Origin of the sequence: Sphingobium chungbukense, assembly GCF_001005725.1 — a bacterium.
Taxonomy (GTDB): Bacteria; Pseudomonadota; Alphaproteobacteria; order Sphingomonadales; family Sphingomonadaceae; genus Sphingobium; species Sphingobium chungbukense.
The window spans coordinates 69524-86442 of sequence record NZ_LBIC01000012.1 but is presented as its reverse complement, the minus strand read 5'-3'; the positions used below and the strand labels follow the sequence as shown (position 1 = coordinate 86442).

Below are 16919 nucleotides of genomic sequence, written 5' to 3'. Positions count from 1 at the left end.
CAAAAGCATGCCGATATGCCCGCCGTCCCCCTTGGATGGGGACGAGCGGCCTGCTAATGTTCCCGTTCATCGAACAGGAGAACATAAGATACCATGAGCAAGCTGCACCTTGTTATGGGTGGTCGCGTCGCAAATCCCCAGACGCTGGAATTCGAGGATCTGAACTCGATCGATCTGGTCGGCGTCTTTCCCGATTATGCCTCGGCCGAGAATGCATGGCGAGGGGCGGCCCAGCGTACGGTCGATGACGCCGAAATGCGCTATGTGATCGTGCATCTGCACAAGCTGCTCGAACCGGAATTGCCCTCGGCCGAATAGGGCTTTTTCAGGACAGGGGCTGGGGCCGCTTGCGAAAGCGCCAGCGGAGCAACGGGCGCGTGAGCACCAGCCCCACCAGAAAGCCGCCAATATGCGCGGCAATCGCGATCTGGCCCAGGTCGCCAAATCCGCCAGCCGTGGCCAAACCGATCATCAACTGGATAGCGATCCAACTGGCCGCGAGCCACAGAGCCCGCACCAGGCTGGCCGAAAGCGGTCCGATGCGCCGGACATTCTGCTGGCTGTAAAGCAGCGCATAAGTCGCGATGATCGCGGAAATCGCCCCACTCGCTCCTACCATGGGATTGGTCGAATGGGGATCGATCGCCCATTGCAATGCCGTCGCGCCGTAGGCCCCGGCCACATACAGAATCAGCGTCGCGCCCTTGTCCAGCACATGTTCCACCTGCCGTCCGCAAAAAACGAACATGAACAGGTTGAAGGCGATGTGCAGCCAATTGGCGTGGACCAGCGTGCAACTGATCGGTGTCAGCCATACAGGCACCGCCGCCATGCCCGCGAGCAGCGCGCCATCCTCGACCCGCGCCGGGATGAAGCCGGCGATGATCGCGGCATTGTCGACCTGTCCGGTCAGATAGACCAGCAGGAAGGCGACGAAAGTGATCGCCGCAATCCAGTTGGTCATGTGCCCGACAGGCAGTTTCATGGATTTCAGATGAAGTCGATCTTGTCGATCAGGTAGAATTTGTCGCCCGAGGGGACGGACACTTCAACCTCTTCACCGATCTGGCGGCCGATCAGCGCACGGCCGAGCGGGCTGTTATAGCTGATCATGCCCGCCTTGGCATCCGCCTCGGCCTGACCCACGATCTGATATTTCACCGGCTTCTCGTCTTCGTCGAGCAAGGTGACAGTCGCGCCGAACACCACCTTGTCGCCGGACAGGGTGGTGGGATCGATGATCTGGGCGCGCGACAGCTTGTCTTCCAAGTCCGCAATGGTGGCTTCAACCTGGCCCTGGCGTTCCTTCGCCGCATGATATTCGGCATTTTCGGACAGATCGCCGTGCGCACGAGCTTCCTCGATGGCATCCACGATCAAGGGCCGTTCGGCCTTCAATTCGCGGAGCTGCGCATTGAGCTTGTCATAGCCCATCTGCAGCATCGGCATCTTCTCGACGGTCGCCATTCTTGCAAATCCTTCGTCAAAACTTCCCTTTGGCGGCCCCGACCTTGGGGCCACCCGCAGCGTGTTTCCTATGCAGGGGATCAGGCTTGCGACACGGGATAATAGGACTGGAGCGACCGCACTTCAAGGGCATGCCCCCGAAGAGCCTCGATCGCGTCGGCCGCAGCGACCGAAGCCGCCGCCGTGGTGAAGCTGGCGACCTTGGCGCGGAGCGCGCTGGTGCGGATTTCCTTGCTGTCCTTCAGCGACTGCCAGCCCTCCGTCGTGTTGAAGATCAGATCCACGTCGCCATCGATGATCTTGTCCACGATATGGGGGCGCCCCTCCGCCACCTTGTTCACCGGATGCACGGCGATGCCCTGCTCCTCCAGATAGCGGGCGGTGCCGCCCGTGGCGATGATGGTGAAGCCCAGATCCGCCATCTTGCGCACCGCGGGCAGGATGACCGGCTTGTCGCTGTCCTTGACCGAAACGAATACCGTCCCGCTCTTCGGCAGGACGGTGCCCCCGCCAAGCTGCGACTTGGCGAAGGCCGTTGCAAAATCGCTATCGATTCCCATGACTTCGCCGGTGCTCTTCATCTCCGGCGACAGGACCGGATCGACGCCGGGGAAGCGGGCGAAGGGGAAGACGGCTTCCTTGACTGCGATATGGCTGATCGCATTGCGGTCGATCTTCGGCAGGTTTTTCAGCTTCTCGCCCGCCATGACGCGCGACGCTATCTTGGCGATGGGGGTGCCGATCGCCTTGGCTACGAATGGCACGGTCCGGCTGGCGCGGGGATTGACCTCGATCAGATAGACTGTTTGTCCTTCTGGGCCATCCTTGACCGCGAACTGGATGTTCATGAGGCCGCGCACCGACAGGGCACGGGCGAGGACGTCGGCCTGACGCTCGATTTCCGCGATGATGTCGTCCGACAGGCTGTAAGGCGGCAGCGAACAGGCGCTATCGCCTGAATGGACCCCCGCCTCCTCGATATGCTGGAGCACGCCCGCAACCACCACATCGTCGCCGTCGCACAGCGCATCGACGTCCACCTCGACCGCATCGCGCAGATATTGGTCGATCAGCACCGGGGAGTCACCCGACACCTGAACGGCGGTGGCGATATATTCCTCCAGTTGCGCCTGACCGTCGACGATCTCCATGGCGCGGCCGCCAAGGACGTAGGACGGGCGCATCAGCACGGGGTAGCCGATGCGGTTGGCGACCGCGATCGCTTCCTCCCGGCTGCGGGCGATACCATTGGCGGGCTGCTTGAGCTTGAGCTTGTCGATCAGCGCCGCGAAACGCTCCCGGTCTTCGGCAAGGTCGATGGCGTCGGGCGAGGTGCCCAGGATCGGGATGCCCGCATCCTCCAGCGCCTGCGCCAGCTTCAGCGGCGTCTGGCCGCCAAACTGGACGATGACGCCCGCCAGCGTGCCGTTCGACATTTCGACGCTCAATATTTCCAGCACGTCTTCAGCGGTCAGCGGCTCGAAATAGAGGCGGTCGGACGTGTCATAGTCGGTCGACACGGTTTCCGGGTTGCAGTTGACCATGATGGTCTCATAGCCAGCCTCGCTGAGCGCAAAGCAGGCGTGGACGCAACAATAGTCGAACTCGATGCCCTGCCCGATGCGGTTCGGACCGCCACCCAGGATCACGACCTTTTTGCGGTCGCTGGGCTGCGCCTCATTCTCCGCCTCGCCAAAGATCGGCGCTTCGTAGGTCGAGTACATATAGGGCGTCCTGGCCTCGAATTCCGCGGCGCAGGTATCGATGCGCTTGAAGACCGGACGCACGCCCAGCTTGTGGCGCAGGGCGCGCACTTCGTCCTCGGTGACGCCGCCGGTCATCGCCTTGATCGCGTCGTGGATCAGGCCCGAACCGCGCGCGATGCCCCGCTCCATGCCGCGCAAATTGGCGGACTTGAGCGCGAGATAGGCAAGGCGCTTGTCGGCAAAGCCCATGGATTTCAGGCGGCGCATCCCGTCCGCATCCTGCGGCAGGCCGTTGGCAAGGATTTCGGCTTCGGCGTCGACGATCTCCTTGATTCGTTCCAGGAACCAGGGATCGAACTTCGCGATGGTGTGGATTTCCGCAACGGTCAGGCCTTCACGCAGCGCCTGCGCGGCGACCAGCAGCCGGTCCGGCGTCGGCTGGGCCAGCGCGGCGATGATGTCGTCCTTGGGCGCACCGACCAGATGATCGACCTCATTGAAACCGCACAGGCCGGTTTCCAGCCCCCGAAGCGCCTTCTGCATCGATTCATGAATATTCCGGCCGATGGCCATCACCTCACCCACCGACTTCATCGCCGTGCCGAGCAGCGGTTCGGACCCCTTGAACTTTTCGAAGGCGAAGCGCGGGATCTTGGTCACGACATAGTCGATGGTGGGTTCGAACGACGCCGGGGTCGCGCCGGTGATGTCGTTCTCGATCTCGTCCAGCGTGTAACCGACGGCCAGCTTCGCCGCGACCTTCGCAATGGGGAAGCCGGTCGCCTTCGACGCCAGCGCCGAGGAACGGGAAACGCGCGGGTTCATTTCGATGACGATCAGGCGGCCATCCTTCGGATTGACTGCGAACTGTACGTTCGAACCACCTGTTTCCACGCCGATTTCACGCAGCACCGCGATGCTCGCGTTGCGCATGATCTGATATTCCTTGTCGGTCAGCGTCAGCGCGGGCGCAACGGTGATGGAATCGCCGGTATGGACGCCCATCGGGTCGACATTTTCGATGGAGCAGATGATGATGGCATTGTCGTTCCGGTCGCGGACGACCTCCATCTCATATTCTTTCCAGCCGAGCAGCGATTCCTCGATCAGTACTTCGGTCGTTGGCGACGCATCGAGGCCTTCGCTGACGATCCGCTTGAATTCTTCCTTGTTATAGGCAACGCCGCCGCCGGTACCGCCCAACGTGAAGCTGGGGCGGATGATGGACGGCAGACCGGTGAATTCCAGCGCCTCCATCGCCTCTTCCATCGTGTGCGCGATACGCGAGCGGGCGGATTCCAGCCCGATCTTGTCCATCGCGTCGCGGAATTTGAGGCGATCCTCGGCCTTGTCGATGGCCTGCGCATCGGCGCCGATCATCTTGACGCCATACTTCTCCAGCGTGCCGTCATTGAACAGTGCCAGCGCCGTGTTGAGCGCCGTCTGGCCGCCCATGGTTGGCAGCACCGCGTCGGGACGTTCCTTCTCGATGATCTTCGCCACGATTTCGGGCGTGATCGGCTCGACATAGGTCGCGTCGGCAAATTCCGGGTCGGTCATGATGGTGGCCGGGTTGGAATTCACCAGGATGATGCGATAGCCCTCTTCCTTGAGCGCTTTCACCGCCTGCGTGCCCGAATAGTCGAATTCGCAAGCCTGGCCGATGATGATCGGGCCAGCGCCAATGATGAGGATGGAGGAAATGTCGGTGCGCTTGGGCATTATTCGGCCTCTGGTTTAACTGTGGAAAGCGCTGGCGCGCACGATGGGCAAAATGGCGGTCAATGAACGTGTCCGGACCGGGCCTCGCAGCCCCAGCCGTCATATTCGACGCCACAGAGAATTTCGATCTGGAGGCATTTCTTCGTCAGCGCGCGGATCGATTGTTCATCGACCGGCTGCTCGCATTCGAGGAAGAGGAACAGGTCACCATCCTCATCCTCCTCGCGGTCCAGTTCGACAAAGCCGAACTGGCTGGCGATGGTCAGGACACGCTCGAAATCCTTCTCGCTGCCCTTGAAGCTGACGTCGACCGGGCGGGCTATGCGCGCCACGTCGCCATTGGCCGCGAGATTGGCGAGGACGGCCTTGTCCGCCTCCCACTCTGCCGCGAGGCGGGCTTCGTCAACTGGGGGCAGGTTGAGGCTCACTTAAGCCCCTCTACGAAGCGCTGGAACAGGTAGAAGCTGTCCTGCGGGCCGGGCGAGGCTTCGGGGTGATACTGGACCGAGAAGGCTCTCTTATCCGTCAGTTCGATACCGCAATTGCTGCCGTCGAAGAGCGACACATGGGTCGGCTTCACATTGGCGGGCAGCGTGTCGCTGTCCACCGCAAAGCCGTGGTTCATCGAGGTGATCTCGACCAGACCGTCGGACAGGCGCTTGACCGGGTGATTGGCGCCGCGATGGCCCTGATGCATCTTGATCGTCTTCGCGCCCGCCGCCAACGCCAGCATCTGATGGCCAAGGCAGATGCCGAAGACGGGCTTGTCGGCTTCCAGCACCTTTTTGATGACGGGCACGGCATATTCTCCGGTCGCGGCCGGATCGCCGGGGCCGTTGGAAAGGAACACGCCGTCGGGCTTCTGTTCCATCACCTGCTCGAAGCTTGCGGTGGCAGGCAGGACGGTGACGCGGGCTCCGGCCTTTACGAGGTTGCGGAAGATGTTGTTCTTCGCGCCATAGTCGATGGCGACGACATGGGGCCTTTCCTCGCCCGCTTCATTAAGGCCATAGCCATGGCCGAGCTTCCACACGCCATCCTTCCAGAGGCGGCTTTCCCTGGGCGTCACTTCGATGGCGAGGTCCATACCTTCGAGGCCCGGCCATGCGGCGGCCTTCGCGGCGAGGGCTTCGAGGTCGAACTTGCCTTCGGGATCGTGCGCGATCACGACATTGGGCGCGCCCTTCAGGCGGATCATGCGGGTCAGGGCGCGGGTGTCGACGCCGGCCAGGCCGATGCGGCCCTTTTCCTTCATCCACTGGTCGAAGGGTTCGACATTGCGGAAATTGCTGGGTTCCGTGACGTCCTGACGCACGATGCAGCCCAGCGCATGAGGCAGGTCCGCCTCCACATCGTCCAGATTGGTGCCGACATTGCCGATATGCGGGAAGGTGAAGGTGACGATCTGACCCGCATAGCTGGGGTCGGTCATCACTTCCTGATAGCCGGTCATCGCCGTGTTGAAGCACAGCTCGCCCACCGCATCGCCGGTCGCGCCGAAGCCGCGGCCAAAGACGGCGGAGCCATCGGCGAAAACCAATACCCCTGTCGCTCCTTTGGGCACAATGAGGGTCTTGGCGTCAGCCATGGTCGTATCGTCCTTTATGCTTTTGCGGGAACCCGTCTCGAGCGGGTTAAACGGCCGGTCACCTATGCGGGTGAGGCCCTGCGGTCAACTCCTGTTAAAAATCTCTTTTGGCGTTATATCTGATCCTTTCCCGAGAAACAGGATTCATTCGCATGATTCGCGACGCCATCAAAAGTGCCCAGATCGAAGCCATGAAAGCCGGGGAGAAGGATCGCCTAGCCGCCGTGCGGCTGATCCTGGCGAAGTTGAAGGACCGGGATATCGAACTGCGCACGGCCTCCAGCGTGCCGGACGACGATACGGTCGTGGTCGAAGTGCTCCAGAAGATGGTGAAGCAGCGTCGCGAATCCATCGAGATGTTCAAGGGCGGCGGGCGTGATGAACTGGCGGCGAAGGAACAGGCGGAGCTGGACGTGATCGACAGCTTCCTGCCGCAACAGCTCAGCGAGGATGAGACCCGTGCCGCGATCGAAGGAATCAAGGCGGAGGTCGGCGCCGCGAGCGTCAAGGATATGGGCAAGGTCATGGCCGTGCTGAAGGAGCGCCATGGATCGGTGATCGACATGAGCAAGGCCAGCGGGCTGGTGAAGGCGGCCTTGAGTTAAGACGACCAATCAAGCCCCTTCCTCTGGTGATGGGCTCGCTTTAGGAAAAGCTTATGAGTCTTTCTCCGGCCTTTCTTGATGAGTTGCGGGCCAGGACATCCTTGTCGACGCTGATCGGGCGAACGGTGAAGGTGCAGAAGGCGGGCCGTGAATATAAGGCCTGCTGTCCCTTCCACAATGAGAAGACGCCCAGTTTCACGATCAATGACGAGAAGGGCTTCTATCACTGTTTCGGTTGCGGAGCGCATGGAGACGCGATCCGCTGGATGACCGACCAGCGCGGCCTGCCCTTCATGGAAGCCGTGAAGGAACTTGCCGCAACGGCGGGCATGGACGTCCCCGCCCCCGATCCCAGAGCGGCCAAGCGGCAGGAACAAGCCAAGGGGCTGCACGATGTCATGGCCGCGGCGCAGGCCTTTTTCGAGGAGCAGCTTGGCGGCATCGAGGGAGCAGAGGCGCGGGCCTATCTCCAGAAGCGGGCAATAAGCGCCGCGACCGCCAAGGCCTTTGGCTTCGGATTTTCTCCCGATGGCCGCGGACGGCTCAAGGCCGCGCTCAAGGAATTTGGCGAGCCTTTGTTGATCGAAGCGGGATTGCTGATCGATCCCGACGGGGAGCGCGACACTTATGATCGGTTTCGGGGGCGATTGATGCTACCGATCCGCGATATAAGGGGCCGCATAATCGCTTTTGGCGGCAGAATCCTGGGCGCGGGCGAGCCCAAATATCTCAATTCGCCGGACACGCCGCTCTTCGACAAGGGACGGACCCTCTACAATGTCGATCGGGCTTCACCTGCCAGCCGTCAGGCCGGAAGGGTCATCGTCGTCGAAGGATATATGGATGTGGTCGCGCTCGCGCAGACGGGTTTCGGCGAGGCGGCGGCACCGCTCGGCACGGCACTGACCGAGCATCAGATCGAACGGCTTTGGAAGATGGCCGAAGTACCGATCCTTTGCTTTGACGGCGATGCAGCGGGGCAGAAAGCCGCTATCCGGGCCGCGACGCGCGCCCTGCCCTTGTTGCGGCCGGGAATGAGTCTTGCCTTCGCCACGCTTCCTGCCGGACAGGACCCGGACGACCTGATCCGTGCCGAGGGGGCCACAGCGATGGAAGCCGTGCTGGTCGGCGCCGAACCTCTGGTGGAGCGCCTGTGGAAATATGAGCGCGCAGCGGCACCACTCGATACCCCGGAACAGCGCGCCGCACTCAAGCAGCGGCTTTCCGCGATTACCGACGCCATCACCCATCCGGACGTGCGCGCGCATTATATCCATGCCTTCCGCGAACGTTACGATACGCTATTCTTTGCGCGGCCCGCCTTTGCCCCCCGGCATCAACGTGGCGGCGGTACGCGACCGGGGTGGCAACGGGACCGTCGGGGCAATTGGAAGCCCCCTCTCCCTCCGGCGGGAAATGAGGCTCGGTCGATCGGCGAGAGCGGAATGGAACAGCGGCTTTTGCGGGCCGTTCTCGCCAGTCTGCTGCGGTATCCGGAGCAGATTGGGCTGCATCGGGAAATGCTTTCCGGGCTTCATATCGGCGATGCGGTGCTCGCGGAACTGCTGAACGTGATGATCGCGGCATCCTTCAGCAAAGAAACAGTTGAAACGGATGGCCTCCTTACCATATTGGGGCAAGGTGAAGTGTATAATATGGCAAAGGGGATGCTCCGGGCCGACACGTTCACATTCACTCCTCATGGAAGCAAGGCCGACTCGGATCGCGTGCAGCGCGATCTGGATGAGGCCATTCGGGTGATGGCACAGGGACCGGAGTTGGAGGCGGCGTTGGCGGAAGCCACCCGGCGGGCGAGAGATGATCTCAACGAGGACAGCTTTGCCGAGCAGCAAAGGGTCCGGCAGTTGAAACTGGATCATGATCGCCGCCTGGCGGAACTGGCGCAGTCCGAAGACATTGTTTGATTCGATCCATCCGGATCGGCGGGTTTGATCCGATCCGTCCGGATTGGCGGGTTTGATTCGATCCGTCCGGATCGGCGGGTATGATTTGGTTTGGCCCTTTCGGGTCGACGGAGTTAAGGCGAATAAATGGCGAGCAAGGCGAACAGCAAGGGTGCGGGCGAGGATACGGATACCGGCGATGCACCGCTGCTGGATCTCAACGAAGCGTCGGTCAAGAAGCTGATCGCCCGTGCCAAAAAGCGCGGCTACATCACCTATGACGAGTTGAACGACGCCCTGCCGCAGGACCAGATGTCCTCCGAGCAGATCGAGGACATCATGTCCGCGCTCAACGAGATGGGCGTCAATATCGTCGAAAATGAGGAAGCCGGCGAGGACGGCGAGGATCAGCGCGACGATGGCGACGATGACGGCGCGGACGACAGCGCCGATGACGACGGCTCGCCACGCCCCGTCACCGAGAAGAAGAAAGAGACCGTCGACCGCACCGATGACCCGGTGCGCATGTATCTGCGCGAAATGGGTGCGGTGGAACTCCTCAGCCGTGAGGGTGAAATCGCCATCGCCAAGCGGATCGAGGCCGGTCGCGACACGATGATCCTGGGTCTGTGCGAAAGCCCGACCACCTTCAACGCGATCATCGAATGGTCGACCGCGCTCAACAATGGCGAAATGCAGTTGCGCGAGATTCTCGATCTCGACGCCATGCTGTCGAAGGATCCTGCTCCGGAAAATCTGGAGGAAGGGGCCGAGGACGATGATGGCGAGATCAGCGAGAAGACCGCTGGCCCCAGCTTCAAGGAAGAGGAAGAGCCGGAAGAGGAATCCGCCGATTCCGATGAGGATGAGGACGGCCTGACCGAACGCCGCGCCCGCCGGATGGAAGAGGAGGAAGAGGAGGACAACACCCTTTCCCTCGCCCAGATGGAAGAGACGCTCAAGCCGATGGCGCTGGAGAAGTTCGCGACCATCACGGAGATTTTCCGCACCTTCTCCAACGCGCAGGAAACGCGCATGATCGCCATGGCGATCGGCGAGACGCTGAGCCAGAAGGATGAGGACGAATATCAGGAACTGCGCGAGCAGCTTACCGCAGAGGTGGAGAGCGTCCAGTTCCACCAGCAGAAGATCGAATATCTGGTCGATCAACTCTATGCCTATAACCGGCGCCTGACCGCGCTGGGTGGGCAGATGCTGCGTCTGGCCGAACGTCACAAGGTCAGCCGCAAGGATTTCCTCGACCGCTATGTGAACCATGAGTTGGACGATGCCTGGCTGGAAAAGGTGCAGGGGCTCGACAAGAAATGGGCCGCCTTTGCCGCAGCCGAAGGGCGCGCGGTCGAGCGCATCCGCACCGAGGTCAGCGAAATCGCGCAGGCGACCGGCATGTCGCTTTCCGAATTCCGCCGCATCGTCAACATGGTCCAGAAGGGCGAGCGTGAGGCGCGCATCGCGAAGAAGGAAATGGTCGAGGCGAACCTGCGCCTGGTGATTTCCATCGCTAAAAAATATACGAACCGTGGCCTGCAATTCCTTGATCTTATTCAGGAAGGCAATATCGGCCTGATGAAGGCGGTCGATAAGTTCGAATATCGGCGCGGCTACAAGTTCAGCACCTACGCGACATGGTGGATCAGGCAGGCGATCACCCGTTCGATCGCGGATCAGGCGCGGACAATCCGTATTCCGGTCCATATGATCGAGACGATCAACAAGCTGGTCCGCACCAGCCGCCAGTTCCTGCACGAGCAGGGCCGCGAGCCGACTCCGGAGGAAATGGCGGAGCGCCTTTCCATGCCGCTGGAGAAGGTGCGCAAGGTGATGAAGATCGCCAAGGAGCCGATCTCCCTCGAAACGCCGATCGGCGACGAGGAGGATTCGCACCTGGGCGATTTCATTGAGGACAAGAATGCGATCATCCCGGTGGATGCCGCCATTCAGGCGAACCTCAAGGAAACCGTGACCCGCGTGCTGGCGTCGTTGACGCCGCGTGAGGAGCGCGTGCTGCGCATGCGTTTCGGCATCGGCATGAACACCGATCATACGCTGGAGGAAGTGGGCCAGCAGTTCAGCGTGACCCGCGAACGCATTCGCCAGATCGAGGCGAAGGCGCTCCGCAAGCTGAAGCATCCCAGCCGCAGCCGCAAGATGCGCAGTTTCCTCGACCAATAAACTGCGGCAAATCCCGAATATCGAAGGGGGCGGCTTTCGGGCCGCCCCTCTTCATTTGCGGAAGTGCGACCGGAACACAGCAGTCCGCGCTCGTAAACTTACGAGTGGCGAGAATTCCCGCAGCGGATCAATTGGCAGTGAGGAACGCGAATAGGCACATCTTTCCCCCGCCCTTATTCGCGTTTCTTCCGATCCGGTGCTGCGACCCCATCGGACGGCACACTGCCCGCCGATGTTCCCACATCGGCGGGCCCTTCCCTTCGTCAGATCAGTTTCTTCCGCACCGCGATCACGGCAGCATGCACCTTGTTGGCGGCGTTCAGCTTGCGGATGGCCTTGTTGAGGTGGAATTCTATGGTGCGCGGACTGAGGTCCATGATGACGGCCGTTTCCCACGCCGTCTTGCCCGCGCTGACCCAGACGAGGCATTCCCGCTCCTTGCCAGTCAGGACAACGTCCCCCGGATCATCGAAGGGGCCTGATGGCGGACGATGCGGCCCATATTTTCCGGGAAACGAATGCTTCTGATCGCTGGGACAGGACTCAGTCTCGAATTCGGTGATATCCCTGATGCAACCGATGGCCTGGAGATGACCGGCGCCATTATCAAGGATGCAGGCGACGGAACTTATCCAGCGCACTTCGCCACTGGGCCTGACGATGCGAAATTCCGCATGGTAGCGCTTGTCATTCTCAATCAGGAAAGACAAGTGATTGGAATCAACCAATGTTGCCTGGTCAACATCCTCCAAATGTATGAAACGTTTGAACGATTCAATGGAATCAATCCGATGAAGATGATGATCCAACCCTAATATTTCATGCCATTTTCGACAGCAATAAAGTGATCCTCTGGCAATGTCGTAATCCCATATGCCTAAACCAGCAGCAAGCAGCGAAAAATATAGGCGATTATACTTTTCTGTCCCTGGCAATCTCAATCATCTTCTTGCTTTTGTTCAATGGATTACCCAACATATAATTGCCCCAGCGCTTCTTGGGAAGCACTTTGCAAAATATCACTCTTCCGCTCGCATGCCGGCGCTCACCATCTCCAACTGCTCCGGCGGCTTCGCGCCACCTTCGTCCAAGTACCCCATGCCAAACGACAAATGGTGTGATTTTGCCCATGAATCGATGGGAAACCCGGCCCCTTCCTACCGTCCGACTTAACGGCTCCTTTACCTCACCTCCCTAAGCTTGCCGACACGGCCCGCGGCTCCGGGGCGCAGGGGAAGATGATGAGCGAAGCAGCACCGCGCTATCAATTTGGCGATGTATCGCAGATACTGGAGGCTGTCGTTGCCGCTGATGGCACCGCCGGCCATGGCTACGCCAGTGGCGCGCACGTGAGTTTCGGCCCGAATGCGACCCTGACCTTAGCCGATCTCGCCGATATGGCCTATTATCTTTGCCTGCTGCATGGGCGGCATCCGGGCGTCATCGACCATGCCGCAACCCGGTCCGCCGACAATGCGGCACGGAGCTGGCTAGTCCAGGCCACGGACGCCTTTGCCCGCGAACGTGCCTATCTGACCCAGGTGACGGTCGCCGTCGGTCCCGCTCCCAGCACCGCGGGGCAGAGCGATTGCGAAACCGTCGTCAGCCAGCAACGCCATGCACTCGACATGCTGGCCCAGTCCGACCGGCGGGGCTGTGCCATGGGAGCAGCCATGGCGCTGGTACTGGATTGGCGGGCGGTACGGCATATGCTCGATATCGCTGCGATACGCGTCGGGCTGGAACCCCATGCCTGCGATTTGCCGGATCGTGCCGAAACGCTGGCCGTCGCGCAAGCGATCGGCGGCGATGACACGATCGACCGCGCGATATTGTTCGGAGGGCGCCAGCTCCTCAACCAGCATCGCGGGCTTTGGGACGTTCTTCAGGCGCGCGCGCAGGTTCGCGCCAGGAAAGACCGATAAAGGCTTTGCGCTCCTCCCCTGCTTGCCATAGTTGGATCGTTGCAGGCAGGAAGAGTGAAGCGAATATGCGGTTTGAGGGCACAGAGGATTATGTCGCCACCGATGATCTGAAGGTGGCGGTCAACGCCGCGGTGCTGCTTCGCCGTCCCCTGCTGGTGAAAGGCGAACCGGGCACCGGCAAGACCGTATTGGCACAGGAAATCGCCAAGGCCCTCAATGCCCCGCTGATCGAATGGAACGTCAAATCGACGACCAAGGCGCATCAGGGCCTCTATGAATATGACGCCGTGGCACGCCTGCGCGATGGACAACTTGGCGATCCGCGCGTCCATGAGATCGGCAATTATATCCGCAAGGGCAAGCTGTGGGAGGCCTTCACCTCCCCGACCCTGCCGGTCCTGCTGATCGACGAGATCGACAAGGCCGATATCGAGTTTCCCAACGACCTGTTGCAGGAACTCGATCGCATGGCCTTCCATGTCTATGAAACGGGGGAAACGGTCGCGGCCAAGGAGCGGCCGGTGGTCGTCATCACCTCGAACAATGAGAAGGAACTGCCGGACGCCTTCCTGCGCCGCTGCTTCTTCCACTATATCAAATTTCCCGACCGGGAGACGATGCAGGCCATCGTCGACGTGCATTTCCCCGATATCCAGAAAATATTGGTCAACCGGGCGCTGGAGATTTTCTATGACATCCGGGAAGTTCCCGGCCTCAAGAAAAAGCCGTCGACCAGCGAACTGCTCGATTGGTTGAAACTGATATTGGCCGAAGACATGCCTCTGGACGTCTTGCAGGACCGCGACCCGACCAAGGCGATCCCGCCGCTTCATGGCGCGCTGCTGAAGAATGAGCAGGATATCATGATGTTCGAACGGCTGGCCTTCATGGCACGCAGGCAGGGACGCTGAGCCATGGCGCATGGCGCCGGATGCCTCTGCGGCCAGGTGCGTATCAGCATCGATGCCGAACCTTTGACCGCCCGCATGTGCTGGTGCCGGCTCTGTCAGTATCTGGGCGGCGGATCGGGAACGGTGAATGTCTGCTTCCCGTCGGACAAGCTCATGACGACAGGCGAAGTGCGTTGGCATGGGAGTGAGGCGGATAGCGGCACCATGATGCGACGCGGCTTCTGCCCCGAATGCGGGACGCCGTTGTTCAGCATGGCCGAATCGCGCCCCCATCTGATCTTCATCCGGGCCGGCGCACTCGACGATCCCGACCTTTTGGGACCACAAGCGGTAATCTGGGCAGGTGCTGCGCCCCATTGGGCACATCTGGACCCGGAACTGCCCCATTTTCCGGCGCAAATTCCGCCGGTCGCGTAAAAGCGCGCTTGCCTAGCGCCTGCATTTCCGCTCAACTTTCCTTCTTACATTCAAAGCCGCGCCAAGACGGTCAAGAATATGGGAAGGATGCCAATGCCCAAGCGTGCGTTGCCTCTTTTGTCCGTCGTGCTGGCTGTGTCGGCACCTGCGCTCGTGCGCGCGGCAGAGGAGAAGGAAGCCTGGACGCCGACCGCCACCGCCCTGCGCGCGGATGCGGCGGGAATCTCCCTGCCCCAGACGGTGGCGGGCCTGGCGCTTTCCAAGAGCGGCGAAGTGTCCAATGGTGGCAAGGGCATCGACAATTATGCCCAATATCTCTCCGATGACGGAGCGATCCAGGCAACGCTCTACGTCTATATGCCAAGCTATGCCGATGCCTCGCTGGCGGCCTATATGACCGACAAGGCGATCATGGCGCGCTTCGGCACCAGAACGCATCGCACGGCTTATGCGAGGGCGACGGCGGTGGGTCGTGCCGACGGTGCGATCCGGGCGGTTTACGACGATGCCGCCGATGGCGCCCTGACGACGGCAGCGGCCTTCGTCCATGCTGGCCGGTGGATGGTGAAGATGCGCGTGACAGGGCCGACGGAGCGACGTCGGGAGGTCCTCGCGGGGCTGGACGGCATGCTGGCCGGCCTGCGCGTCGACGATGCATCCGCTATCCATTCGACCAGACCGGCCACTATTGCCGGCTGTCCCGCCGGCGATGGAGCGGATGCGCGGATGACGGGTCCGGCGGCTACGACGCCCATTGACATCGCGATGCCACGGGAGGGCAGCGCGCCGCTCTGCGTAAGAGGGCATGTCGATACGGCGGACAGCAGTTACGAAATCCTGCAACAGGTGGGATTGAAGGACGGTGCCATCATCGTGCCGGTGGACGATTCAGGAACGATACTCGCTTTCGATCCGGCGAAAACGGGCAAAGGCTATCAGCTTTCCATCCACTCGGTTGGCCAGACCGATATCTATGGCGTCTATGACAAGGTGCCGAGCCCTCGCCAGATCGCCGAGATATTGGATGGCAAGGACCCCCAGACCGCCCGTGCGGGAACGGTTGCGGCCTTTGCCGCCAATGGTGAGGTGACGCTGCGCAGCGAGGATGGGAGCAGCCGCTGATCCCTCAGATCAGATAGCCGACCTCATAAAGCCCCCAGCGTCGTTCCCGGAAAACCAGTGGCACGAACACGCTGCGTAACGCCCGGTAACGCCCTTCGCCCAGATCCTGGCGATAGGTGAAAAGGAAGAAATCCCCTTCCCCATCCAGAGCCCGGCGCGTCTGACTGTCCATGAATATCTGGCGATTGCGGGCGTTTTCCATGTTCCAGCGCGGCTGGCCGGGACGTTGCGGCTGGCTGCGGGCGCTGATGTGGGTCGGCAAATAGCCGTTCATGTCGATCAGGCAGCAACCGACGATCGCCGCATCCTGGGCCGTCCGCCGATCCAGCAAAGGCCGGACATATTGATCGGCAAAGGCAGTGAAGCCATTATCATATTGCGTCGGATCGGAGCCGGGAAGCGGTCGATAGGCCGTGTCGAACAGAGCATCCACGTCCAGTTGCTGCTGTTGCAGCGCAGTTTCGACCAGCGTCATGACCTCCGCCGCGCCTTCCTCCGCCAGGGCGATATAGCGGCTGTTGCGGGTAACATGCCCGCCATGGGCAGCGGTGTTCAGCATCGCGTTGGCCATACCCTCCAGCCCTTCGAGCTGACCCCGCGCGGTTTCGACGCGCGTGGTGCTCTCGGCGGAGGACCGGCTGAACAGCGACAGCCCCTGGCGCAGCGCGGCGACATCGCCATCGGCTTCATCCGTGCAGGTCACGATCGTGTCCGACCTGTCGCCGAACTGAGTCACCAGAGAGGCGATTTCCGCCATGCTGATACGCAATGTATCGATATGGGCGCCGACATCGTGACCCCGCGTGATATTGGCCTCCACCCCGCCGATCAGTTGCCGGGCGTCCCGGTCGAGCTGGCCCAGCTTGTCGCCCACGGACGCCGCGGATTCGCCGGCCTGACCGGCGAGACGGCGGATTTCGTCCGCGACGACGGCAAAGCCCTGCGTCGCTTCGCCACCCCGCGCTGCCTCGATCGCGGCATTGACGCCCAGCAGACGGGTCTGGCGGGCAATGGCTCCCAATTCCTCGGAAATGCCGCCCACCGTTTCGATCACGTCCAGGAACTGGCGCAAATGGCCCTCCAGTCCAGTGACATTTTCGATCAGTTCCGTGACCTGCCCCAGGGAAAGGGTGATCGCGTCATGGCCTTCGGCAATGATCTTGCCTGCGCGGCGGGCGGTGAGGCTGAGTTCCTGCGCGGCGAGTACGCTTTCATTCTGGCTGACCGCCAGCGCCTCCATGTTCGACTGCAATTCGTCCAGGCGCGCGGAGTCGGCCTGGATACGGCGAGTCAATTCCCCAGAAAGCCCGCGGTTTCGCTGCATTGCAACGCAATGTCGCCTGAACGCTCCCCCAAGTC

At 61.4% G+C, this 16919-nt stretch carries 16 protein-coding genes; 8 read left to right on the top strand and 8 right to left on the bottom strand.

Annotated elements, in window-relative coordinates; genetic code table 11:
- Positions 1-93 precede the first annotated feature (93 nt).
- Entirely contained in the window at positions 94-318 is a 225-nt protein-coding gene (locus tag YP76_RS21750) for a DUF4170 domain-containing protein (protein ID WP_046765692.1), read from the top strand.
- Between the two features lie 7 nt (positions 319-325).
- On the opposite strand, the gene YP76_RS21745 is transcribed toward YP76_RS21750, so the two are convergent.
- The 5 genes from YP76_RS21745 to carA form a co-directional block, all read right to left on the bottom strand.
- Positions 326-985 (bottom strand): rhomboid family intramembrane serine protease, encoded by a 660-nt coding sequence (locus YP76_RS21745; protein WP_046765691.1) that lies wholly within the window; start codon positions 983-985, stop codon positions 326-328.
- A gap of 5 nt (positions 986-990) precedes the next feature.
- Positions 991-1467 (bottom strand): transcription elongation factor GreA, encoded by a 477-nt coding sequence (gene greA / locus YP76_RS21740; RefSeq protein WP_046765690.1) that lies wholly within the window; start codon positions 1465-1467, stop codon positions 991-993.
- Positions 1468-1547: 80 nt separating this feature from the next.
- A complete protein-coding gene (gene carB / locus YP76_RS21735) occupies positions 1548-4895 on the bottom strand; it encodes a carbamoyl-phosphate synthase large subunit (RefSeq protein ID WP_046765689.1) in 3348 nt (1115 codons plus the stop codon).
- Between the two features lie 59 nt (positions 4896-4954).
- Positions 4955-5323 carry a ribonuclease E inhibitor RraB gene (locus tag YP76_RS21730; RefSeq protein WP_046765688.1) on the bottom strand — a complete coding sequence of 123 codons (369 nt, stop codon included), beginning with the start codon at positions 5321-5323 and terminating at the stop codon, positions 4955-4957.
- Positions 5320-6483, bottom strand: a complete 1164-nt coding sequence (carA, locus tag YP76_RS21725; protein ID WP_046765687.1) for a glutamine-hydrolyzing carbamoyl-phosphate synthase small subunit — start codon at positions 6481-6483, stop codon at positions 5320-5322. The genes YP76_RS21730 and carA overlap by 4 nt, the downstream gene beginning before the upstream one ends.
- A gap of 152 nt (positions 6484-6635) precedes the next feature.
- Between carA and YP76_RS21720 the strand changes: the two genes are divergently transcribed.
- The 3 genes from YP76_RS21720 (at position 6636) to rpoD (ending at position 11185) form a co-directional block, all read left to right on the top strand.
- On the top strand, positions 6636-7088 hold the full coding sequence (locus YP76_RS21720; protein ID WP_046765686.1) for a GatB/YqeY domain-containing protein: 453 nt from the start codon (positions 6636-6638) through the stop codon (positions 7086-7088).
- A gap of 53 nt (positions 7089-7141) precedes the next feature.
- Entirely contained in the window at positions 7142-9013 is a 1872-nt protein-coding gene (gene dnaG, locus YP76_RS21715; RefSeq protein ID WP_046765685.1) for a DNA primase, read from the top strand.
- A gap of 126 nt (positions 9014-9139) precedes the next feature.
- On the top strand, positions 9140-11185 hold the full coding sequence (gene rpoD / locus YP76_RS21710) for an RNA polymerase sigma factor RpoD (RefSeq protein WP_046765684.1): 2046 nt from the start codon (positions 9140-9142) through the stop codon (positions 11183-11185).
- A gap of 263 nt (positions 11186-11448) precedes the next feature.
- On the opposite strand, the gene YP76_RS21705 is transcribed toward rpoD, so the two are convergent.
- Positions 11449-12120 (bottom strand): helix-turn-helix domain-containing protein, encoded by a 672-nt coding sequence (locus tag YP76_RS21705; protein WP_269748660.1) that lies wholly within the window; start codon positions 12118-12120, stop codon positions 11449-11451.
- Positions 12098-12316 carry a hypothetical protein gene (locus tag YP76_RS28860; RefSeq protein ID WP_232307685.1) on the bottom strand — a complete coding sequence of 73 codons (219 nt, stop codon included), beginning with the start codon at positions 12314-12316 and terminating at the stop codon, positions 12098-12100. The genes YP76_RS21705 and YP76_RS28860 overlap by 23 nt, the downstream gene beginning before the upstream one ends.
- A gap of 110 nt (positions 12317-12426) precedes the next feature.
- Here YP76_RS28860 and YP76_RS21700 point away from each other — a divergent pair, with 110 nt between their 5' ends.
- From YP76_RS21700 to YP76_RS21685, 4 genes are all read left to right on the top strand, one after another.
- On the top strand, positions 12427-13110 hold the full coding sequence (locus YP76_RS21700; RefSeq protein ID WP_046765682.1) for a DUF6975 family protein: 684 nt from the start codon (positions 12427-12429) through the stop codon (positions 13108-13110).
- Between the two features lie 65 nt (positions 13111-13175).
- Positions 13176-14021, top strand: coding sequence for an AAA family ATPase (locus tag YP76_RS21695; RefSeq protein WP_046765681.1), 846 nt, complete (start codon positions 13176-13178; stop codon positions 14019-14021).
- A 3-nt stretch (positions 14022-14024) separates the two neighbouring features.
- A complete protein-coding gene (locus tag YP76_RS21690) occupies positions 14025-14438 on the top strand; it encodes a GFA family protein (protein ID WP_046765680.1) in 414 nt (137 codons plus the stop codon).
- A gap of 93 nt (positions 14439-14531) precedes the next feature.
- On the top strand, positions 14532-15560 hold the full coding sequence (locus YP76_RS21685) for a hypothetical protein (protein ID WP_046765679.1): 1029 nt from the start codon (positions 14532-14534) through the stop codon (positions 15558-15560).
- Positions 15561-15564: 4 nt separating this feature from the next.
- Here the strand turns inward: YP76_RS21685 and YP76_RS21680 are convergent, their stop codons facing one another.
- Positions 15565-16854 (bottom strand): methyl-accepting chemotaxis protein, encoded by a 1290-nt coding sequence (locus YP76_RS21680; RefSeq protein ID WP_232307684.1) that lies wholly within the window; start codon positions 16852-16854, stop codon positions 15565-15567.
- Between the last annotated feature and the right edge of the window lie 65 nt (positions 16855-16919).